The organism is Streptomyces sp. NPDC030165, from assembly GCF_055573595.1.
In genome coordinates, this window is the sequence record NZ_JBVIBD010000017.1 from 134,178 (window position 1) to 157,398 (window position 23,221).

Sequence of the window (23,221 nt, forward strand, 5' to 3'; positions counted from 1 at the left end):
GCAGTGGCTCTCAGTCCGGGACGGGCGTGTCCATCGTGTCGGTGAGGGATTTCGGGCGCATGTCAGTCCAGTTCTCCGTGACGTGGTCCAGGCAGCCCTGCCGCGTGTCCTCGCCGTGTACGACGGTCCAGCCACCGGGCAGCTCGGCCGCGGCGGGCCACAGGGAGAACTGGTTCTCACCGTTGACGAGGACGAGGTAGGCGGCGTCCGGGTTCTCGAACGGGTTGGTCATGGCGTACGGCTCCTTGCGGGGGATGTCGGGGTGCGGGGCTCGTCGGTCTTCGGGTTACGGGACGTGTCGGGCGCCGGGCCGCGGGACGCGTGGCCGGGCGCCGGGGCACCGGGGTCCAGTGCGGCGGCGATCAGGGGCCCGATCCGGTCGAGGGCGTGCGGCCGCATCATGTGTCCGTGCTCGCAGCGCGCGTCGTGGGTGCGTACGGCGCCGGAGACGTACGGCTGCCACGCCTCGGCCGGCCAGTGCGGTTCGCCGCGTTCGGGCTCTGCCTTGAACAGCAGCAGGTCGCCCTCGAAGACGGCGGGCCGGAAGGTGTACCAGCGCAGGCGGGTGTTGTCGGTCAGGGTCTCCGCCAGGGCTGTCACGAGGGGTTCTTCCAGGAGGGCGGCCAGCGCGCTGCCTTGCTCGCGCAGGATGTCCGCCGCCCGGGCAGGGTCGAGGCCGTCCCCGGCGCCGGGGACGGGGTGGCCGACGGAGTCGACGAACAGTGCGGCCACGTCCTGCGCGGTGTGGCGCGGCAGCACCCGGTCGGGACCGGCCGGGAGGGGCGCGGAGTCCAGCAGGGCCAGGAAGGCGACGGTCCCGCCCTGTTCCTGGAGACGGGTGGCCATCGCGTGGGCGACGGCGCCGCCGAAGGACCAGCCGAGCAGGTGGTAGGGGCCGGTGGGCTGGACGGTGCGGATCTGCTCCAGGTAATCGGCGGCCATGTCCGCGACGGTCGCCGGGCGGGCGCCGGGCTCGGTCAGGCCGCGTGCCTGGAGTCCGTACACGGGACGGTCATCGAGGTGGCGCATGAGCCCGGCGTACGGCCAGCTGATGCCCGACGCGGGATGGACGCAGAACAGGGGCGGGCGGCTGCCGCGCGGGCGCAGCGGCAGCAGGACGCGCAGCGCGTCGGCGGTCGCGGTGGCTTCGTCGGCCACGGTGTCCAGGGCCCGTACGAGCCCGGCGGGCGACTGGGCCTCGAACAGGGCACGGATGCCCGGGTCCGCGCCGAAGACCGCGTGGACACGGCTGGTGAGGCGGGCGGCCAGCAGCGAGTCGCCGCCCAGGTCGAAGAAGCCGTCGTCGGGGCCCACGGAAGGCAGGCCGAGCACTTCGGCGAAGAGCGCGCTCATCATCTCCTCGGGCGGGGTGCCCGGCGCCCGGCCGCCCTCCGCCGCAGTGAAGACGGGAGCGGGCAGCGCGCGCCGGTCGAGTTTGCCGTTGGCCGTCAGCGGCAGGGCGTCCAGGAGGACGACGGCGGCCGGGACCATGAACCGGGGCAGCCGCTCGCGCAGGAACCGCCGTACGCGCGCGGGGTCCGGCTGCGTGCCGGGAGTGGGGACGGCGTACGCGACGAGTTGCCTGCGCCCTGGGGAGTCCTCGCGGACGGCCACGGCGGCGCGGTCCACGTCCGGGTGGGCGAGCACCGCGGCCTGCACCTCGCCCAGCTCGATCCGTACGCCGTTGATCTTCACCTGGTCGTCCAGCCGTCCGAGGTACTCCACGACGCCGTCCGGGCGGTGCCGCCCCAGGTCGCCGGTGCGGTACATGCGTTCGCCCGGCGCGCCGTACGGGTCGGCGACGAAGCGTTCGGCGGTGAGCGCGGGGCGGTGCAGGTAGCCGCGGGCCAGGCCGGTGCCGGTCAAGTAGATCTCGCCCGGGACGCCCGGCGGCACCGGGCGCAGGGTGGCGTCCAGGACATACACGTGGGTGTTCCAGACGGGCCGTCCAGCGGCCACGTCGGGGCCGTGCGTGACGGCGTGCAGACTGTCGCCGCCGGCCTCGGACGCGCCGTAGAAGTTGACCAGGCGGGCGTCCGGGAGGGCTTCGGCGAACCGCTGGGAGAGGGCCGGCGGCAGGGCCTCGCCGCTGGTCACCCACAGGCGGCAGGTCGCCAGCAGCCCGGTGCCGGCGTCCAGGAGGGCGGCCAGCAGGCTGGGCACGACGGTGATGCGGGTGGCGCGGTGCCGGGCGACGAGGGCGGCCAGGTCCGCCGGGCTGCGGGCGGTGAGGGAGTCCGCGAGGACGACCGGTGCGCCGTGCAGCAGGGCGCCGAGCAGTTCGGTGGTGCCGTCGATGAAGCTGAGGGTGGTCTTGGCGAGCACCGGCTGTCCGGCGTGCCAGGGGTAGGTGCGGGCGCACCACAGCAGGCGGTTGACGCAGCCCCGGTGCAGGCCGACGACTCCCTTGGGGGTGCCCGTGGAGCCGGAGGTGTAGATGACGTAGGCGGGGTGCAGGGGTGAGAGCGGGGCGCGCCGGTCGGCGTCGGTGAGGTTGGCGGCGGTACGGGTGCGGTCGCGGCCTGCGGCCGTTCCGTCGGCGCGGTCGCTGTCCTTCCCGTCCGTACCTTCCGTTCTGTCCGTCCGTCCCGCCCCTCCCGTTCCCTCCAGAACGAGGCGCGGCACCTCCGTTCCCGGGAGCGTCGGCACGGTGGCGCGGTCCGTGACCAGCAGGACGGGCCGGGTGTCGCCGAGCATGAAGGCGAGGCGTTCGGCGGGGTAACCGGGGTCCAGGAAGAGATACGCGGCGCCTGCCTTGAGGACGGCGAGGACGGCGGTGACCATGGCGGGGGTGCGGGGCAGCGCCAGTGCGACGACGTCTTCGGGCCCGGCTCCGCGGGTGACGAGCAGCCGGGCCAGGCGGTTCGCCGAGGCGTTCAGTTCCGCGTAGGTGAAGCTGTGGCCGTCGGAGATCAGGGCGGGCGCGTCGGGCGTGGTGGCTGCCTGGTCCTCGAAGAGGCGCGGCAGGACCAGGTCGGGGACGCCGTGCGCGGTGTGGTTCAGGGCGCGCAGGGTGTGCCGTTCGCGAGCGGTGAGGAGGTCCGCCTGGCTGATCCGCCTGTCGGGGCCGGCCGTCGCGGCCTCGGTGATCCGGCGCAGCCGGGCCACGAAGGCTTCGACGGTGGGGCGGTCGAAGAGGTCGGTGCTGAACTCGACCATCACCTCGACACCGGCGGGGGTGCCGTCCGGCGCGCGGTGTTCGGTGGCGTTGAGTTCCATGTCGAGCCGGGCGGTCCCGGTCCCGGCGGGCAGCGGCGTGCTGGTGACACCGGGCAGTTCCAGCTCGCGGCCGGCGGCGGACTGCCAGGTCAGCAGCGTCTGGAAGAGCGGGTGGCGGGCGGCGGCGCGGGGCGGGTTGAGGGCTTCCACGAGGCGTTCGAAGGGCAGGTCCTGGCGGGCGTACGCGGCGAGGTCGACGTCCCGTACGCGGGCGGTCAGTTCACGGAAGGTGGGGTCGCCGGAGGTGTCGGTCCGCAGGACGAGGGTGTTGACGAAGAAGCCCACGACGTCGTCGAGCGCTTCGTCGGTGCGTCCGGCGGCCGGGGTGCCGAGGGGAATGTCGGTACCGGCGCCCAGCCGGGTCAGCAGCGCCGCCAACGCGGCCTGCACGACCATGAACACGCTCGCCCCGCAGTCCCGGGCGAGCGCGGCGAGCCGCTGATGTGCGGCAGCGTCCCAGGAGAAGGCCAGGACGTCGCCGCGTCCCGACGGCACGGACGGGCGCGGCCGGTCGGTGGGCAGGGTCAGCTGGTCGGGCAGACCGCGCAGGTGCCGGGTCCAGTAGGTGAGCTGGTCGGCGAGGAGACTGTCCGGGTCGTCGGGGTCGCCGAGGAGTTCGTGCTGCCAGAGGGTGTAATCGGCGTACTGGACGGGCGGGGGCGGCAGATCCGGCCGGCGGCCCGCGCGGCGGGCGGCGTAGGCGCGGGCCAGGTCGCGCCACAGGGGGCCGAGGGACCAGCCGTCGGCGGCGATGTGGTGGACGACGAGGAGCAGGACGTGTTCCTCGGGGCCGAGGACGAGCAGGTCGGCACGGAGCGGGAGTTCGCGGGTCAGGTCGACGGGGCGGCGGGCCGCCGCGCGGATCCGCCCGGTCACCTCGTCCTCGTCCGCGCCGGTCGCGTCCGTGACGGTCACGACGGCGAGCGCGGCGTCCCGGCCGAGCACCGTCTGCCGGGGTACGCCGTCGGTCTCGGGCAGTACCGTACGCAGCACCTCGTGCCGTTCCATCACGTCCACCAGCGCCGTGCGCAGCGCGGGGGCGTCCAGGGCGCCGGTGAGCCGCATGGCCAGCGGAATGTTGTACGTGGCGCTCGGCCCCTCCATGCGGTGCAGGAACCACAGGCGGCGCTGTGCGTGGGACAGCGGTACGGCTTCCGGCCGGACGGCGGGGCGCAGCGCGGGCCGGGCCCGCCGGGCCGTACGCAGCCGCCCGGCCGTACCGGCGACGGTCGGTGCGGCGAAGAGGGCCCGGAGGTCGAGTTCGGTGCCGAGGACGGAACGGATGCGCCCGGCCAGCCGGGTGGCGAGCAGGGAGTCGCCGCCGAGGTCGAAGAAATTGTCGTCCATGCCGACCGTGGGCAGCCGCAGCACCTCGGCGAACAGGCCGCACAGCACCTCTTCCTCGGGCGTGCGCGGCGCGCGTCCGTCCGGTGCCGGGGCGAAGCCGGGGTCGGGGAGGGCGTTGCGGTCGAGCTTGCCGCCGGCCGTCAGCGGGAGCGCGTCCAGCGCGACGACGACGCCCGGGACCATGGGCCCGGGCAGCCGGGCGCGCAGGAATTCCCGTACACCGCCCGGTTCGGGAGCCGGGCTCTCCGGTGCGGCGACCACGTAGCCGACAAGTCGCGCGGTGCCCGACGCGTCCGTGCGGACGGTGACGGCGGCGCGGGCGACGGCGGGGTGGGCCGTGAGGGCCGCCTCCACCTCCCCCGGCTCGATACGGAAGCCGCGCACCTTCACCTGGTCGTCGGCCCGGCCGACGAACTCCAGCTGCCCGTCGGCGCGCCACCGGACCAGGTCGCCCGTCCGGTACATCCGCTCCCCCGCCGCCCCGAACGGACACGCCACGAAACGCTCGGCGGTCAGCCCGGGCCGGTTCACATACCCTCGCGCCGGCCCGGCGCCCGCCAGGTACAACTCGCCGGCGACGCCCGGCGGCAGGAGCCTGAGCGCCGCATCCAGCACGTAGGCCCGGCTGTGGGTGACGGGCGCGCCGATCGGCGGGGTGCCGGTGCCGTGGAGGGGTTCGCTGAGGGTGGCGCAGACCGTCGCCTCGGTCGGACCGTACGCGTTGATCATGCGGCGGCCCGACGACCAGCGGGCGACCAGTTCGGCGGTGCCCGCTTCCCCGCCGATGACCAGGGTCTCCAGGTCGGGCAGCGGAGCGTGCGGGACGCCGGCCAGCACCGTCGGCGGCACGAGGCAGTGGGTGATGCGCTGCCGCGCCAGGAAGTCCGCGAGCGCGTCGCCGCCGAGCGGCCCGGCCGGCGGCACGACCAGTGCGGCGCCCGACGCGAACGCCATCAGCGTCTCCATCAGCGACGCGTCGAAGCTGGGCGAGGCGAGCTGGAGCACCCGGCTGCCGGGGCGCAGGCCGAAGCGGGCCACCTGGGCGGCGGCGAGGGCGTGCAGGCCCGTGTGGGTCACCGCGACGCCCTTGGGCGCGCCGGTGGAGCCGGACGTGTGGATGACGTATGCGGGGTGCGCGGGCAGGAGCGGCGCGACCCGGTCGGCGTCGGCCGGATTGCGGTCCGGCTGCCCGGCGAGGGCGTGGAGCGTGTCGTCGGCGTCCAGGACGAGGTGCGGCGGGCCGTCCGGCGGCATCGTGCGGGCGGCGTCGGCGGTGGTCACGACGAGGACCGGGGCGGCGTCCCGGAGCAGGTACGCGATCCGCTCGTGCGGCAGTGCGGGGTCCACGGGGAGGTGGGCGGCGCCCGTCTTGGCCACGGCGAGGGCGGCCCGGACGGCGGTGGCGGACCGCGGCAGGCAGAGGGCGACGATGCGCTCCGGTCCCGCGCCGCGGCTGGTCAGGAGGTGGGCGAGGCGGTTGGCGTCGGCGTTCGTCGCGGCGTACGTCGTCGTCCTGTCCCCTTCGACGAGGGCGGGCGCGTCGGGTTCCCCGGCGGCCCGTTCCTCGAACAGCGTGGGAAGGAGGCCCACTGGCAGGCCGGGTGCCGGGCCGCTCCACCGGTGCAGCAGCAGACGGCGCTCGTCCGCGGAGAGGATGTCCGCCTCGCCGACGGGCCGGCCGGGCCGCGCGACGACCGCCGTCAGGAGCCGTCGCAGCCGTACGGCCAGGGTCTCGACGGTGCCGCGGTCGAACAGGGCGGTGGCGAACTCGACCGAACCGTCGATCCCGGCGGGCCGCCCGCCCGGGGCCCGCCGTTCGGTGAGGCGGAAGGAGAGGTCGAACTTGGCGGTACCGGTGTGCACCTCTTCCTGCTCGACCGTCACTCCGGGGAGGGTCAGCGCGTCGCGGGACGCGGTCTCCACTGCCAGGGCGATCTGGAAGAGCGGGTTGCGGTCGGTGGAGCGGTCCGGGTTCAAGGCCTCGACCAGCCGCTCGAACGGCACGTCCTGGTGCGCGTACGCCCGCAGGTCACACTCCCGGACCCGCCGTACCAGCTCGTGGAACGACGGATCGCCGGAGGTGTCGGTGCGCAGCACCAGCGTGTTGACGAAGAAGCCGACGAGGTCGTCCAGCGCCGCGTCGGCACGGCCCGCGACCGGCGTCCCCAGCGGGATGTCCGTCCCCGCGCCCAGCCGGGTCAGCAGCGCCGCCAACGCGGCCTGCACCACCATGAACACGCTCGCCCCGCGCGCCCGGGCCAGCTCCACCACCCGACCGTGCAACTCCGCGTCCCACCGGAACTCGACTGTCCCGCCCCGGTGGTCGGTGACCGCCGGACGCCCGCGGTCGTACGGAAGCGTCAACTCGCGCGGTACGTCGACCAGTTCCTTCCGCCAGAACTCGACGTGGCGTTCCGTGTCCCCGCCGCCCTCCAGCCACTCCCGCTGCCACAGCGCGAAATCCGCGTACTGCACCGGCAGCGCGTCCCAGTCCGGCGCACCGCCACCGGTCCGCGCCTCGTAAGCCGTCACCACATCCCGCCACAACGGCGCCAGGGACCAGCCGTCCGCCGCGATGTGATGGACAAGGAGCACGAGCGTCGACTTGCCGTCGGCATACGAGAACAGCTCCGCCCGGAGCGGAAGTTCGCGGGCCAGGTCGAAGGCGTACCGCGCCGCCGACGCGACCTCGGAGCCATCGGCCGCCGCCCGCCCGGCCGACGTCACCGTCAGATACGACCGGCTCGCATCATGGTCACGCACCACCTGATACGGCTCACCGTCCGCCCCCTCCGCGAACACCGTACGCAACACCTCGTGCCGCCCCACCACGTCCCCCAACGCCGCGTCCAGCGCCCCGGCGTCCACCACACCCCGCAACCGCAGCACCAGCGGCACGTTGTACGTCGCGTCCGGACCCGCCAGCCGGTGCAGGAACCACAGGCGCCGCTGCCCGTACGACAGCGGCACCCGGGCGGGCCGGGGCAGCGGGCGCAGCGCCGGGCGCGGGCGGGCCGCGGTGCCGAGCCGGGTGGCCAGGGCGGCGGGGGTGGGCGCCTCGAAGACGGCGCGGAGGGCGAGTTCCGCACCCAGGACGGCGCGGACCCGGTTGACCAGCCGGGTGGCGAGCAGGGAGTGGCCGCCGAGCGCGAAGAAGCCGTCGTCCGCACCGACCTCGGGCACGCCGAGCACTTCGGCGAACAGACCGCACAGCACCTCTTCCTCCGGGGTGCGGGCAGCGCGGTGGGAGGGCCGGTCGCCGGTGGCCGGAACGGGCCGGGGCAGGGCGCGGCGGTCCAGCTTGCCGCCGGGTGTCAGGGGCAGGGCGTCCAGGAAGACGGTCGCGGCCGGGAGCAGGTGGCCGGGCAGCCGGGCGCTGAGGAAGGCGTGGAGGTCCGGGAGGTCCGGCGGAGCACCGTCCGGCCGCTGCGGGGAGGCGCCGGCGGGCACCGCGTACGCCACCAGCCTCCGGTCGCCCGGGCGGTCCTCGCGCACGACGACCGCGGCGCGGGCGATGGCGGGGTGGGCGGTGAGGACCGCCTCGATCTCACCCGGTTCGATACGGAAGCCACGCACCTTCACCTGGTCGTCGGCCCGGCCGACGAACTCCAGCCGGCCGCCGTCACGCCACCGCACCAGGTCACCCGTCCGGTACATCCGCTCCCCCGCCGCCCCGAACGGACACGCCACGAAACGCTCGGCGGTCGGCCCGGGCCGGTTCAGATACCCCCGCGCCAGCCCGGCCCCCGCCACGTACACCTCGCCCGCGACGCCCGGCGGTACCGGCCGCAGTCCCGTGTCCAGCACGTACACCCGGGTGTTGGCCACCGGTGTCCCGATCGGCGGCAGACCGCCGTCCGTCAGCGGAGCGGACAGGGTCGCGCAGACCGTCGTCTCGGTCGGCCCGTACGCGTTGACCATCGAGCGGCCCGGCGCCCAGCGTGCCACCAGTCCGGCAGGGCACGCCTCGCCCGCCACCACGAGCGTGAGGCCCTCGGGCAGGCTGCCGGGGTCGAGCGCCGCCAGGGCCGAGGGCGGCAGGGTCAAGTGGGTGACCCCGTACGCGGCCACGGTCCCGGCCAGGGGCGCGCCCGGCAGCAGGCGGTCCGGAGGGGCGGTGACGAGGCAACCGCCGGTCAGGAGGGCCATGCACAGTTCCCAGAACGACGCGTCGAAGCTGGGCGAGGCGAACGCCAGTACCCGGCTGCCCGGTCCGGCGCCGAGGCGTTCGCGCTGGGTGGCGGCGAGGGAGGCGACGCCGCTGTGGGAGACCAGCACGCCCTTCGGCGTTCCGGAGGAGCCCGAGGTGTGGATCACGTAGGCGGGGCCGGCCGGGAGGGCGGGGGCCGTCCGGTCGGCGTCGGTGAGGCCGGTGTCCGGCAGGGCCGCGAGGGCGCGTTCGGTGTCGTCGGCGTCCAGGAGGAGGCGGGGTACGGACGTGCCGGGGAGCGCGGCGCCGGTCGCGTGGTCGGTGACGAGGAGGGCGGGGGCCGCGTCGCGGAGCAGGAAGGCGATGCGGGCGTGCGGGTAGGCGGGGTCGACGGGGAGGTGGGCTGCGCCGGTCTTCAGGACGGCGAGCACGGCAGTGACCAGGTCGGCGGAGCGCGGCAGCGCCAAGGCCACCACGCTTTCCGGGCCCGCGCCCCGGGTGGCCAGGAGCCGGGCCAGGCGGTTGGCGCGGGCGTCCAGTTCCGCGTAGGTGAGCCGGGTGTCGGGTGAGACGACCGCCGGCGCGCCGGGGGTACGGGCCGCCTGGGCCTCGAACAGTTCGGGCAGCGTCGCCGCGGGCAGTGCCCGGGAGGTGTCGTTCGCGGTCTCCAGCAGCGCGTGCCGCTCGGCGGAGGTCAGGATCTCCAGGCTGCCGACGGTCCGGTCCGGGTCCGTGAGGGCCGCTTCCAGCAGCCTGCGCAGGCGCGCGAGCAGCCCTTCGACGGTGGCCGGGTCGAACAGGTCCGTACGGAACTCCGCCTCCCCCTCGATCCCGGCCGGAGCCCGCCCGGCGTCCCGGCGCTCCCGTACGACGACGGTGAGGTCCATCTTCGAGGTGCCGGTGGAGACGTGGACCTCTTCGGCCTCGACGCCGGGGAGCCCGTACCCGGCGTGGGCCGTGGTGTTCGTCGCGAGGGCGATCTGGAAGAGCGGGTTGCGGTCGGCCGTACGGTCCGGGTTCAGCGCCTCGACCAGCCGCTCGAACGGCACGTCCTGGTGGGAGTAGGCCCGCAGATCCGTCTCCCGCACACGGTCCATCAGCTCGTGGAACGACGGATCGCCGGAAGTGTCGGTGCGCAGCACCAGCGTGTTGACGAAGAAACCGACGACATCGTCCAGCGCCGCGTCGGCACGGCCCGCGACCGGCGTCCCCAGCGGGATGTCCGTCCCCGCGCCCAGCCGGGTCAGCAGCGCCGCCAACGCGGCCTGCACCACCATGAACACGCTCGCCCCGCGCGCCCGGGCCAGCTCCACCACCCGGCCGTGCAACTCCGCGTCCCACCGGAACGGCATGACCGCGCCCCGGTGGTCGGTGACCGCCGGACGCCCGCGGTCGTACGGCAACGGCAGCTCCCCCGGAAGGCCGGAAAGTTCCCGCCGCCAGAACGCGGTCTGCCGCTTCACCACGTCGCTGCCGGGCGCCAGCGCGTCCCCCTGCCACAGCGCGAAATCCGCGTACTGCACCGGCAGCGCGTCCCAGTCCGGAGCACCACCGCCGCCCGCCCGCGCCTCGTACGCCGCCACCACATCCCGCCACAACGGCGCCAGGGACCAGCCGTCCGCCGCGATGTGATGGACGAGAAGCACCAGCGTCGACTCGTCCCCGGGCCCCTGGAACAGCTCGGCACGGAAAGGGAGTTCGCGCGCCAGGTCGAAGGCGTACCGCACAGCCCGCACCACCTGGTTCGCCACCTGCCCGGACGACGTCACCGTCAGGTACGGCCGGTGCGCATCGTGGTCACGCACCACCTGATACGGCTCACCGTCCGCCCCCTCCGCGAACACCGTACGCAACACCTCGTGCCGCCCCACCACGTCCCCCAACGCCGCGTCCAGCGCCCCGGCGTCCACCACACCCCGCAACCGCAGCACCAGCGGCACGTTGTACGTCGCGTCCGGACCCGCCAGCCGGTGCAGGAACCACAGGCGCCGCTGCCCGTACGACAGCGGCACCCGGGCGGGCCGCTCGGCACGTACGACGGCGGGCAGGGCCGCCGCCGCTCCGTCCACGCGCCGTGCCAGCGCGGCCGGCGTACGCGCCTCGAACAGGGCGCGGAGGGTCAGCTCCCGGCCCAGCGCGGCACGGGCCAGGCCGATGAGCCGGGTCGCGAGGAGGGAGTGCCCGCCCAGGTCGAAGAAGTCGTCCTCGGCGCCCACCTCCGGCAGGCCGAGCACGTCGGCGAAGAGACCGCACAGGATCTCTTCGCGGGCGCCGCGCGGGAAGCGCCCGGGAGCGGTCCCGCCGCACCCCGTGGCGGTTGCGCCGGGTGCCGGGAGAGCCCGCTGGTCCAGCTTGCCGTTGGGGGTGAGCGGCAGCTCGTCCAGCAGGACGACTGCCGAGGGCACCAGGTACGCGGGCAGCCGCTCCCCCAGGTACCGCCGCAGCTCGCCGGGGGCCGGAGCATGACCACCCGCCGGAACCGCGTACGCGACCAGCCTCCTGTCACCAGGGCGGTCCTCGCGCACGACGACTGCGGCGCGGGCGACAGCGGGATGGGCGGTGAGGGCCCCCGTCACCTCCCCAGGCTCGATACGGAAGCCACGCACCTTCACCTGGTCGTCGGCCCGGCCGACGAACTCCAGCCGGCCGCCGTCACACCACCGCACCAGGTCACCCGTCCGGTACATCCGCTCCCCCGGCACCCCGTACGGGCACGCCACGAACCGCCCCGCCGTGAGCCCGGGCCGGTTCAGGTACCCACGCGCCAGCCCGGCCCCCGCCACGTACAGCTCCCCCACCACACCGGGCGCCACCGGCAGCAGCCCCGCGTCCAGCACGTACACCCGGGTGCCGGTGACCGGCTTCCCGATCGGCGGCAGACCGCCGTCCGGCAACGGCTGGGACATCGTCGCGCAGACCGTCGTCTCCGTCGGCCCGTACACGTTCACCAGACGATGCCCGGAGCCCCATCGCTCCGCCAGCTCCGCGGAGCACGGTTCACCGGCCACCGCGATCGCGACGCCCGGCGGCAGCGCACCGGAGGGCAGTCCGGCGAGGATGCTCGGTGGCAGCTTCAGGTGGGTCACGCCGAACTGGACGACGGCGGCGGCCAGTTCCTGGCCGGCGAGGGGAGCGACGGCGGGGGCGACGGCCAGGGTGGCTCCGGAGAGGAGTGCGGTGCACAGGTCGGACACGGAGGCGTCGAAGCTCAGCGAGGCGAAGAGCAGGACGACGCTGCCGGGGCCGGTGCCGAAGTGTGCGGTCTGTGCCGTGGCGAGTGCGGCGATGCCTTCGTGCGTGACCTGTACGCCCTTCGGTCCGCCGGTCGAGCCGGAGGTGTGGATGACGTAGGCGGGGTGCCGGGGCAGCAGGGGCGCGGTGCGCTCGGCGTCCTGGACCGGGGTGGCCGGGAGACTGCCGAGCAGGGCGCGGGTGTCCGGGTCGTCCAGTGCGAGGCGGGGCTCCGGGCCCGGCGGCAGGGAGCCGGCGGTGGCGCTGTCCGTGAGCAGCAGCACCGGCAGGGTGTCGCGCAGCAGCGTCGTGATGCGCTCGGACGGGTGGGCCGGGTCCAGGGGGACGTAGGCGGCGCCGGACTTCAGGACGGCGAGGACCGCGACGATCAGTTGGGCGGAGCGCGGCAGGGCGAGGGCCACCGACCGCTCGGGGCCCGCGCCGTGTCGGACGATCAGCCGCGCCAGCCTGTTGGCCGCCGTGTCGAGTTCGGTGTAGGTGAGCGTGGCGTCGGCGCTCCGGACCGCCGTGGCGCGGGGTGTCCGTGCTGCCTGGGCCTCGAAGAGAGCGGGCCAGGGGCGCGGTGCGGGGGCGGGGCCCGGGGCGGCGCTCCAGGTGTGCAGGACCCGGGTGCGCTCCCCGGGCGAGAGGACCGGGAGGCCGCCGACCGGCCGTTCCGGGTCGTCCGCCACTGCTGTGAGGACGCGGACCAGACGGTGCAGGGTGGCGGCCGCGGTGCGGGTGCCGAACAGGTCGGAGCGGTGGCCCAGTTTGAGGGCCAGCCGGTCGCCGGGGAGGACGGCGAGGCTCAGCGGGTAGTGCGTGCCCGAGGTGATCCGGGGCTCCGTGACACGCAGCGGGTCAGCCACCGCATCCGTGCCGGCAGCGTGGGCTGGAAGGTTCTCGAACACCAGGAGCGTGTCGAAGAGCTGGTCGTGACCGCAGAGGCGGTGCAGCCGGGAGAGGCCGATGTGCTGGTGGGGCAGCAGCCCGGCCTGTTCGTCCTGGAGACGGGTCAGAGTCCGGGCGAAGGGCCGGTCAGCGCCGAGACGTACCCGTACCGGCAGAGTGTTGTTGAACATTCCGACCATGTCCTCGACGCCCGGTACGCCCTCGGGACGGCCGGAGACCGTGGCACCGAAGCAGATGTCGTCCTGTCCCGTCAGGCCGCGCAGGACCACGGCCCAGGCGCCCTGGAGCACGGTGTTCAGTGTCAGGCCGTGCCGACGGGCCAGCGCGCGGAGGGAGGTGGTCAGCCCGGTGGACAGCGTGGCCCGGACACTGTCGTGTTCCGCAGCCGCGTCGTCGGCGTGTCCGGGTGCCACGAGGGTCGGTCCGTCCAGGCCGGACAGGGCCTTCTCCCAGGCGGCTTCGGCCGCCGTACGGTCCTGTGCGGCGAGCCGGCGCAGATGCTCCCGGTACGGCGCCGGGGCGGGCAGGGCCGTGGAGTCGCCTCCCGCCGCGTGGATGGTGAGCAGGTCCCGCAGTACCAGTGGCCCGGACCAGCCGTCCAGGATCAGGTGCTGGGCCGTCAGCAGCAGGCGGTGCCGGGCGGGTCCGAGGCGCAGCAGGGTGAACCGCAGGAGCGGGCCGTGGGCCAGGTCGAAGCGGGTGGCACGGGCGGCGGACGCGATCCGGTCGGCGCGCGCGGTCTGTTCGTCGCCGGTCAGGTCCGCGAGGTCGTGCTCGGCCCACGGGAGGGTGACGGCCCGTGGGTGCGGCACCACCTGGACGGGTGTGCGCAGGCCGTCGTGCCGGAAGGCGACGCGCAGGGCGGGGTGCCGTGCCAGTACGGCCTGTCCTGCCGCGCGCAACGCGCCCGCGTCGAGGGGGCCGTGCAGATCAACGGCGAGCTGGCTGGTGTAGACGTCCGGGGCCTGCTCGTCGTACAGGGTGTGGAAGAGCAGCCCTTCCTGGAGCGGGGTGAGGGGCCAGATGTCGGCCAGGTCAGGGCAGTCGCGCGTCAGCCGTGCGGCCTCGTCGTCGGTGAGGGTTACGAGGGGGAAGTCGGCGGGCGTGCGGCCGTCCGCGTCGGGTGCCGTGGCCCGGTCCGTGAGCGCGGTGAGCAGGCCGGACCAGGTGTCCGCGAGGTCGCGTACCTCGTCCTCGGTGAACAGGGCGCCCGGCCAGGACCAGGTCGCCGTACGGACCGGGCCGCCGGGCCGGTCCTCCACCAGGGTGTCCAGCGCGACGAGGTGGGTGGCGGGCTGCGCGGGGTCGGCCCCGCCGGTGATGCCGCCCGATCCGGGGACCGGCGCCCAGTCCCCGGTCTTCTGGGTGAGGCGGCCGAGGTTGTTGTAGCCGATCAGTGGGCGGGTACCGGCGGCGAGGGCGGAGGCGGTCTGGGGGTTGAGGTGGCGGAGCAGGCCGTATCCGAGTCCATTGCCGGGGACGGCACGCAGTTGTTCCTTGACGCGCCGGAAGGCCCGGTCCAGCGCGGGGCCTCCGGAGCGGAGCCGGGCGGCGTCGGCGCTGCCCGGGTCGAGGCGCACGGGGTGGACGCTGGTGAGCCAGCCGACGGTCCGGGCCAGGTCGGCGCCCGCGGCCGCGCCCCGCGCCGTACCGCTGTCCGCCTCCGGGCCGTGTTCCCCGTCCTCGCGGCCGTGCCGTTCGACGTCGACCAGTACGGCGGTGTCCTGGCAGCCCGTACGGCGGCGGCGCCAGTCGGCGACGGCCAGGCCGAGGGCGGTGAGCAGGAGGTCGTCGGTCCTGCCGTGCAGGGCGGCGGGCGCCGGGCCGAGCAGCGGGGCCGTGCGCTCCGGCGGCAGGGTCAGGGTCAGCCGCCGTACCGTGCTGGTCAGATCGCGGGCCGGGTCGTACGGGAGGCGGGAAAGGGGCGGTTCGGTGGTGCCGGTCATGCCGGCCCACGCGGGGAGTTCGGCGATGCGGTCGTGCTGCTGGGCGAGTTCGGCGAGCCGCTGGGACCAGGTGCGCAGGGAGGTGCCGACCGGTTCGAGGACGGGCGTACGGCCTGCTGCGGCGGCTTCCCAGGCGGCTTGCAGGTCGGGCAGCAGCACGCGCCAGGAGACGCCGTCCACGGCAAGGTGGTGGATCATCAGCAGCAGCCGTCCGGGCCTGCCGGGACCGGCGTCGAACCAGACGGCCTGGACGAGGCCCGCGGTCCGGCCCGATTCCGGGTCGAGCCGGTCCCGTGCGGCGTCCCTGTGGTGGCGTACGGCGGTGTCGAGCGCGGCGTCGTCGAGTTCCGCCGCGTCCACCCGGTGGACGAAGTCCGGGCCGGGGGCTGCCTCGTTGTCCGTCCCGGGCGGAGTGACCTCCAGCGTCCAGACGGCCCCGCCCACCCGGGTCAGCCGCAGCCGCAGCGCGTCGTGGTGGTCGGTCACCGTACGGAGCGCGGTGGTCAGGTGCTGTGTGCCGAGCCCGGGGGGCACCTGGAGGAGGACGGCCTGATGACAGCCCGCCACCGGCCCGCCGGTCTCCCGGAGGGCGTGCATGGTGGGGGTGAGGGGCAGTGGTCCGCTGTCGTGTCCGGTGTGCGCGGCGGGCGCCGCCTGCGCCGCGCCCGGCCCCGTCCGCGCGGCGAGGGCTTCGACAGTGGGATGGCGGAAGACGTCGCGCGGGGTCAGGGCGAGTCCGACCCGCCGGGCCCGGCTGACGAGCTGGAGGGCGATGATGCTGTCGCCGCCGAGGTCGAAGAAGTCGTCGTCCACGCCTGCCGCGTCGGTGTCGAGGCCCAGCACCTCGGCGAAGAGCCGGGACAGCGTCCGCTCGCGGTCGTCGCGGGGCGCGCGGCGCGAGGAGGCCGCCGCGTAGTCGGGCCGCGGCAGGCGGGAGCGGTCCAGTTTGCCGCCGGTGGTCAGCGGCAGCGTGTCCAGGGCGACGATCGCGGCGGGCACCATGTGGTCCGGCAGCCGCCCGGCCGCGTACCGGCGCAGCTCGCGCGGGTCGGCGGTCCGTCCGGCGGTGGAGGTCACGTACGCGACGAGCCGCCGGTCGCCCGGCCGGTCCTCGCGGGCGACGACGGCGGCCGTGCCGACCGTGGGGTGGGTGCTCAGCGCGGCCCGTACCTCCCCGGGCTCGATGCGGAAGCCCCGTACCTTGACCTGATCGTCCGCGCGGCCCACGAACTCCAGCGAGCCGTCGGCGCGCCGGCGGACCACGTCTCCCGTCCGGTACATCCGCTCTCCGGGCGGCCCGTACGGACTGGCCACGAAGCGTTCCGCGGTGTGCGCGCCGCGGCCCAGGTAGCCGCGCGCGACTCCGGCGCCCGCCACGTACAGCTCCGCCGCGACGCCCGGCGGGGCCGGGCGCAGCGCGTCGTCCAGGACGTAGGTGCGGATGCCGCCCAGCGGCCGCCCGAGAGGCGGGGCCTGGGTGTCCGGCAGGGGCCCGTCGAGGAATCCCGCGACGACGAACACCGTGGTCTCGGTGGGCCCGTACGCGTGGACGAAGTGTGCACCGGGCAGCAGTGCGCGGCCCTCCCGCGCGGTGCGGGATGTGAGCACTTCGGCGCCGAGTTCGACGCGGCGCAGGGCCAGTTCCGCGGCGAGGCCGGGTTCCTCGCGCAGGGCGTGCGTCAGCTGCTCGAAGGCTGTCGGGGTCTGGTGGAGCTGGGTGACGCCTTCCCGCACCAGCAGCCGCAGCAGATCCGCCGGGGAACGGCTCTCCTCGTACGGCACCACGACCAGCCGGCCGCCGTGCAGCAGCGGTCCCCACATCTCCCAGACGGAGAGGTCGAAGGTGTGCGAGTGGAGCAGCGGCGTCACGTCGTCGGCACGGAAGCCGAGCGCCGGGGCGTCGCTGAACAGGCGGGCCACGGCGTGGTGCGGGACCACCACGCCCTTGGGCTCGCCCGTGGAGCCGGAGGTGTGCATGACGTAGGCCGGATGCGCGGGGAGCAGGGGGCAGCCGCGCTCGTTATCGCGTACGGGCGCGTCGGAGCACCGGCGGAGGGCGTCGGCCAGCTCCGGGCCGTCCCAGACGAGGTACGGCACGGGCCGCGCGGCCGCGGGTGTCCGGCTGGTGAGGAGCAGCACCGGGCGGGCGGCGCGCAGGATCCTGCCGTTGCGTCGGGCGGGCTGGCCGGGTTCCAGCGGCACGTAGGCCGCGCCGGTCTTCAGCACCGCGAGCACGGCGACGACGAGGTCCGACGAGCGCGGCAGCTCCAACGCCACGAACCGTTCGGGCCCGGCGCCCCGTTCGATGAGCAGCCGGGCCAGCCGGTTCGCGGCGGCGTCGAGTGCCCCGTAGGTCAGGGTGGTGTCGCGGAAGGTCACGGCCGGCGCGCCGGGCGTACGGGCCGCCTGGCGCGCGAACAGCTCCGGCAGCGGGGCCTGGCGCGAGTCCCGGCCGGTGGCGTCCGGTCCGCCTCCCGAGGCCGCGGCGGGTTCTCCTGCCGTGTGCACGTCCAGACGCACGTCCAGGTCGCCGATCGGCCGGCCGGGGTCGGCGGTCACGTCCGCCAGCAGGTGTCGCAGCCCTTCCAGGAGGGCGTCGACGGTGGCGGGGTCGAAGAGGTCGGCGTCGAAGTGGGCGACGCCGGACAGGGAACCCGCCCCGGAAGCCCCGCCTGGCGTCTCCGTGACGCTGATCTCCAGGTCGGTGACGAGTGTGCCGGTGTCCAGCTCCCGGACCTCGACGCTGACACCGGACAGGTCGGGTGCCGTGACAGGGGTGTTCTGCCAGACCAGCATGGCCGGGAACAGCGGGTGCCGGCCACCCGCGCGGGCCGGGCGGAGCGCCTGGACGACCCGTTCGACGGGCACGTCCTGGTGGGCGTACGCCTCCAGGCCGGTTTCGCGTACGCGGGTCAGCAGGGTACGGAAGTCCGGCGCGCCCGACGTGTCGACACGCAGCACCAGCGTGTTGACGAAGAAGCCGACCAGGTCGTGCAGCGCCTCGTCGGTGCGTCCGGCGACGGGGGTGCCGATCGGGATGTCCTCGCCCGCGCCCAGCCGGGTCAGCAGTGCGGCGAGTCCCGCCTGCACCACCATGGACGGGGTCGCGCCGCACTCCCTCGCCAGCGCGCGCACCGCCTCCGGCAGGGCGTCGTCCCACTGGAAGCGGCAGGTGCCGCTGCGTCCGGTGGGCGCTTCGGGGCGCGGCCGGTCGTAGGGCAGTGCGATCCCGTTCGGCAGTCCGGCCAGCTTCTTCGTCCAGTAGGCGAGCTGTGCGGCGGCCGTGGTGGTGCCGGTTCCGTCGTCCGTGTCGAGCAGTTCGCGCTGCCACACGGTGTAGTCGGTGTACTGCGCGGGCAGCGGCGCCCAGGACGGCGGACGCCCTTGCCTGCGCTCCTCGTAGGCGTGCGAAAGGTCGCGCCACAGAGGCGCCAGCGACCAGCCGTCCGCGGCGATGTGGTGCAGCGTCAGGGACAGCAGGTGGTCCTCCGGCCCGAGGACGAACAGGCAGGCCCGTACGGGCGGCTCGGCCGCGAGGTCGAACCCTTGGTGCGCGGCCGCGTCGGCCAGGCTCCGGACGGCCTCCGGTGTGGTCTCGGTGACGGTCATCCCGAGCCGCGCGGCGTCCGGGGGCAGTACGGACTGGTAGGGCCCGTCGCCGCCCTCCGAAAAGCCCGGGAAGCCGGGAAGGTCCGGGGACTCCGGAGACTCCGGAGACTCCGGAGACTCCGGAGACTCCGGAGACTCCGGGAAGACCGTACGCAGAGGCTCATGGCGCTCCACGACATCGCGCAGCGCCGCTTCCAGTGCCGGCCGGTCGAGCCGGCCGGAGAGCCTGAGGGTGAGCGGGATGTGGTGGGTGGGCCGCGGCCCGTGCAGGCGGTGCAGGAACCACATCCGGCGCTGCGCGTAGGACAGCGGCAGCCGCGCGGGGCGCGGGTCCCGGGCCGTCAGCGCGGGGCGGCGCCGGCCCCCGGCGGTCAGCCGCGCGGCCAGGCCCGCCGGGGTCGGCGTCTCGAACACCGCGCGCAGGCCCAGCTCCGTACCGAGGGCCGACCGCACTCGGTTCACCAGCCCCGTGGCCAGCAGCGAGTGCCCGCCGAGGTCGAAGAAGTCCTGGTCGGGGCCGACTTCGCGGAGACCCAGGGTCTCCGCGAAGAGCCCGCACAGGATCTCCTCCCGGACGTCGCGCGGCGCGCGGCCACCGGCGTCGTGGTGGGCGGTCTCCGGGTCCGGCTCGGGCAGTGCCCGCCGGTCCAGCTTGCCGTTCACCGTCAGCGGCAGCTCGGGGAGGACCATGACGGTGGACGGGACCATGTGGTGCGGCAGCCGGGCCGCGACGGCTTTGCGTACGGCGGTGCCGAGCGCGGCGTCGGCCCGGCGCCGGGCCGGTTCGCTGGTCAGCGCCCGCAGGGAGCGCGCGTCACCGCGGGCGCGTACGGCCGGGCGGTGGACGTCGGTGTAGGCCACGTCCGCCGCGGGCTGCGCGCCACCGTGTTCCTCCTCCCCCAGGAACACGGCGTCCAGGCTGCCGTCGTCCGCCTCGGACCAGGTGACGAGCGCCGTGCAGCCGACGGATGCGGCCAGGTCGTGCAGGTCCTCGGGGTCGACGGCTGGGCCGGGACCGGCACCGGACGACCCGGCGGACATCGCCGCATCGAGCAGGCGCCCGTTGGGGATGCCACTCACCCGCAGCACCCCGGGCCGCCCGCTGCGCAGCCGCTGCGCCAGCGACGGCAGCCCGGGCACCTCGCTCCCCCACCGCACACACGGCGCGTCGGCGAGGGAGACCACCGGGACCGGGCCCTTGCGCAGCACCACGTCGTACCGGTAGCGGCTCAGCTCGTTGTGGTGCCGCCCGCGTTTGACGCGGATGTCCACCGCGCTCACCTCGGGCAGCGGCCCGTCCGGCAGGGCGGTGAAGAAGCCGGGCGCGATCAGCAGCTCCTTGTCGCGCGCCAGGCTCCGCCGGACCGCGGAGGCGAGCGCGGCGTCGTCCGGCGCCGCGCCGCGTGTGCCACGGGCGACCGCACGGTGCCGGTGCAGCGCGGTGTGGAAGTGGCGGGCCAGCCGGAGGTCGCGTACGTCGCCGACGAAGAGGGCGCCGCCGGGCGCGAGGCGGTCGAACGCGCCGCGCAGCACGGCGAGGAGGTAGTCCGCGTCGGGGAAGTACTGGGCGACGGAGTTCAGTACGACGACGTCGAAGGCGCCCTCCGGCAGGCCCCGCGTGTCGTCGGCGGCCTGGCAGGTCAGCGTGGTACGGGCGGCCGGCGCGGGGTCCGGGGCCGCCGCGAGCCCGGCGCGCAGCCCGGTGACGGCCTCGGCGGACAGGTCGGTGCCCCAGTAGCTCTCGCAGTGCGGGGCGAGCCGGGCCAGGAGGAGGCCGGTGCCGACGCCGATCTCCAGAACGTGGCGGGGCCGCAGGGCCCGTACCCGGTCGACCGTGGCGTCGCGCCACTCACGCATCTGGTCCAGCGGGATCGGCCGCCCGTCGGCGCTGTCGCGCCACCCGGCGAAGTCTTCGCCCAGGGCAGCGGGCCGGTTCCCGGAGGCGGCGTACAGGTCGTCGTACACCTGCTTCCAGACCCGCAGTGCCTCGTCGGTGCCCGCCCGACGCGCGACGGCTCCCGCCTGCACAGGCTCCGCCGGGACGACGTATCCCACCAAACTCGGGCCGCCGTCCGCGTCCCGGCGGACGGCCACCGCGGCCTGCGCGACACCCGGGTGGGCCGCGAGTGCGCACTCCACCTCCCCCGGCTCGATGCGGAAGCCGCGGATCTTGACCTGATCGTCGGAGCGGCCGGCGAACTCCAGCCCGCCGCCGGACCCGCGCCGCACCAGGTCGCCGGTCCGGTACATACGGGCACCGGGCGGGCCGAACGGGCAGGCCACGAAGCGTCCGGCGGTCAGTCGGGGGCGGTCGAGGTAGCCGCGGGCCAGTCCCCTGCCCGCGATGTACAGCTCGCCCGTACCGCCGGGCGGCACTTCGCGCAGCCGGTCGTCCAGCACGTACAGCGCGAGATCGGGGAGGGCTTCCCCGATGGTGCTCGGCGCGCCGGGGCGGGCGAGGGACCGGTCGTAGGCGGCGTAGCTGGCGTGCACGGTGGTCTCGGTCGTGCCGTACATGTTGACCAGCAGCGGCGCGTCGTCGGGGTGCCGGTCGTACCAGTCGGCGAGCCGGGCGGGGTCGAGCGCCTCACCGCCGAGGACGACCGTGCGCAGCGGCACGTCCCGCAGTACGCCGGGGTTCTCGCGGTCGGCGGTCAGCAGCGCGGAGAAGGCGGTCGGCGTCTGGCACAGGACGGTGACCCGCTCGCGGGCGAGCAGCGCCAGGAACTCGGCGGGCGCCCGGCCGACCCGGTACGGGACGACCACGAGCCGGCCGCCGCTCAGCAGCGCGCCGAACATCTCCCACACCGAGAGGTCGAAGGCGTGGGAGTGGAAGAGGGTCCAGGTGTCGTCCGGGCCGAAGCCGAACCGGTGCGCGGTGGAGGTGAGCAGTCGGACGACGTTGTCGTGGGTGATCACCACGCCCTTGGGCGTGCCCGTGGAGCCCGAGGTGTGGATGACGTACGCGCAGTCGTGCGGGTCCGGCCGCCCGCCGCGCTCGGTGTCGGTGAGGGGCGCGGGCGAAGCCTCGTCCAGGAGCCGCCGCGTGCCGTCGCCGTCGCCGTCGAGCAGGATCGCGGGCACGCCGTCCCGGCCGCCGGCGTCCGCGGGCAGCCGGCCGGCCACCTCACGCACCGTCAGGACGGCGACGGGCGCGGTGTCCCGCAGCAGGAAGGCGATGCGCTCGGCCGGGTACGCGGGATCCACCGGCACGTAGGCCGCACCGCACTTGAGCACCGCCAGGACGGCCACTACCAGGTCCGCGGTGCGCGGCAGCGCCAGCGCCACCGCCCGCCGCGGACCGGCGCCACGGCCGAGGAGCACCCGGGCCAGCCGGTTGGCGGCGGCCTCCACCTGCGCGTACGTCATCCGCACGTCCTCGTGCACCACGGCGACGGCGTCGGGCGTCCGCAGCGCCTGCCGGGTGAACAGCTCGCCCAGTGTCCCGGGCGGCACGTCCCGGCCGGTGCCCGAGGAGCCGCCCGGCGCCTCGTCGGGCGGCGCGCCGTCCTGTTCGTCGAACGTCACTCTCAACAGACCTCTCGCACAGCGGGCGCGCGTCAGGACGGCGCGGGGCCACAACGGTGTCGGGCACGGCGGCTGCCGGCGCCGGGAGCGGCGGAGCCGCGGGCCCCGGCCGGTCAGCTCCAGTACTGCAGCGGCTCGTCGGGCCCCTTGCAGGCGATGAACGCCGCCATACCGACACGGTGCCCGTCCCGGGCCGGGGTGACGGCGTGCAGCATCCGGGAGCTGAAGACGATCAGATCGCCCGTCCGCGGGTGGATGACGTGCGCCGGGGGCTCCACGGCCGCCGGGTCCAGCCCCTCGACCTCCAGGATCGTGCCGGTCTCCGCGCTCGTGGGCTCGCGCCGCCACAGCTGGAGGTCGCCGCCCTCCTCCGGCACCTGGAGGTAGACGTTGGCGACCAGTTGCTCGGTCACCCCGGCGGCCTCCGGGGCGTCCGTCTCCTGCTCGATGCGGTCGTTGTGCGGCGGGAAGACGGAGGTCGTCGGACGGAACACGCGCAGCGCGCCGACGAAACACGGCCGGCCGCGCAGCCGCAGCAGATTGGCACCGGCCGGCCAGCATTCCTGGAGCAGCAGACGTACGTGGTCGACCGGGGACAGGTACGGTGCGAACAAGGCGCGCACCTCGTGGATCGAGGGCAGTGCGGCGTCGTGGTACCGGGCGGTCAGGCCGGGATTCCACGCCGTGTCGATGTGCGGCATGTGGACACGGCCGACCGTACTCGTATATTTCTTGTGATAATTTCCCAGCGCCTTGTGCCGGACCGCTTTCCGGGCCACGTCCGCCGCGATCCGCCGGTCGCAGAATCCGGGTACGTGAATGGCGGCGATCTCCCGGCGGGTCAGCCGCAGCAAGGAATCCCGGGTCAGTTCACGCGCGAAGTCGCCGTTCCCGGTGCGGTCGGCCGCCACACCGGCACCGGTGCCGGAAACATTCGAGGTCACGTCGTCACTCTCCACTCAACGGTGCGCAGCAAGGGAAACACCGGTCGGCCGCCGGCGCGTCACCGCACGACCACCCACAGGCCTCGTCACAGGAAGGCCCGAGTGCCGGCGCTGGAGCCTATGTCCAAGACCACTGCGCATTCCGCTTCCGCTCGAACGTGCACGCCCGCGCCCGGAAAGCCCGGGCGCGTCCGCACAGCTTCTCCCGGCCCGCCTCCCGCTACACCGCACACACCGGCAGCCCGCCCCATCGGGGGAACGGCAAGGCCCCTCATGGACGGGTGCCGGTGGAACGACGGTCCGACAAACTGTGGAGATGGAAGTACGCTCCGGTA

3 protein-coding genes are annotated in these 23,221 nt (G+C 75.0%); all 3 read right to left on the reverse strand.

Annotated elements, in window-relative coordinates; all coding sequences use genetic code 11:
• Positions 1 to 10: 10 nt before the first annotated feature.
• The 3 genes from ACZ4Z1_RS28920 to ACZ4Z1_RS28930 all read right to left on the reverse strand — a co-directional run bounded on the left by ACZ4Z1_RS28920 (position 11) and on the right by ACZ4Z1_RS28930 (position 22,886).
• The gene (locus ACZ4Z1_RS28920; RefSeq protein ID WP_468489577.1) at positions 11 to 232 is read right to left on the reverse strand and encodes an MbtH family protein; all 222 of its coding nucleotides are present in this window, start codon (positions 230 to 232) and stop codon (positions 11 to 13) included.
• Positions 229 to 21,942 carry a non-ribosomal peptide synthase/polyketide synthase gene (locus ACZ4Z1_RS28925; RefSeq protein WP_468489578.1) on the reverse strand — a complete coding sequence of 7,238 codons (21,714 nt, stop codon included), beginning with the start codon at positions 21,940 to 21,942 and terminating at the stop codon, positions 229 to 231. The genes ACZ4Z1_RS28920 and ACZ4Z1_RS28925 overlap by 4 nt, the downstream gene beginning before the upstream one ends.
• 113 nt (positions 21,943 to 22,055) lie before the next feature.
• On the reverse strand, positions 22,056 to 22,886 hold the full coding sequence (locus tag ACZ4Z1_RS28930; RefSeq protein WP_468489579.1) for a 2OG-Fe(II) oxygenase: 831 nt from the start codon (positions 22,884 to 22,886) through the stop codon (positions 22,056 to 22,058).
• Positions 22,887 to 23,221 lie beyond the last annotated feature (335 nt).

Bases quoted from the DNA above. Each gene is read 5' to 3' on its own strand.
- ACZ4Z1_RS28920 (WP_468489577.1), bottom strand. From the start codon at position 232: ATGACCAACCCGTTCGAGAACCCGGACGCCGCCTACCTCGTCCTCGTC.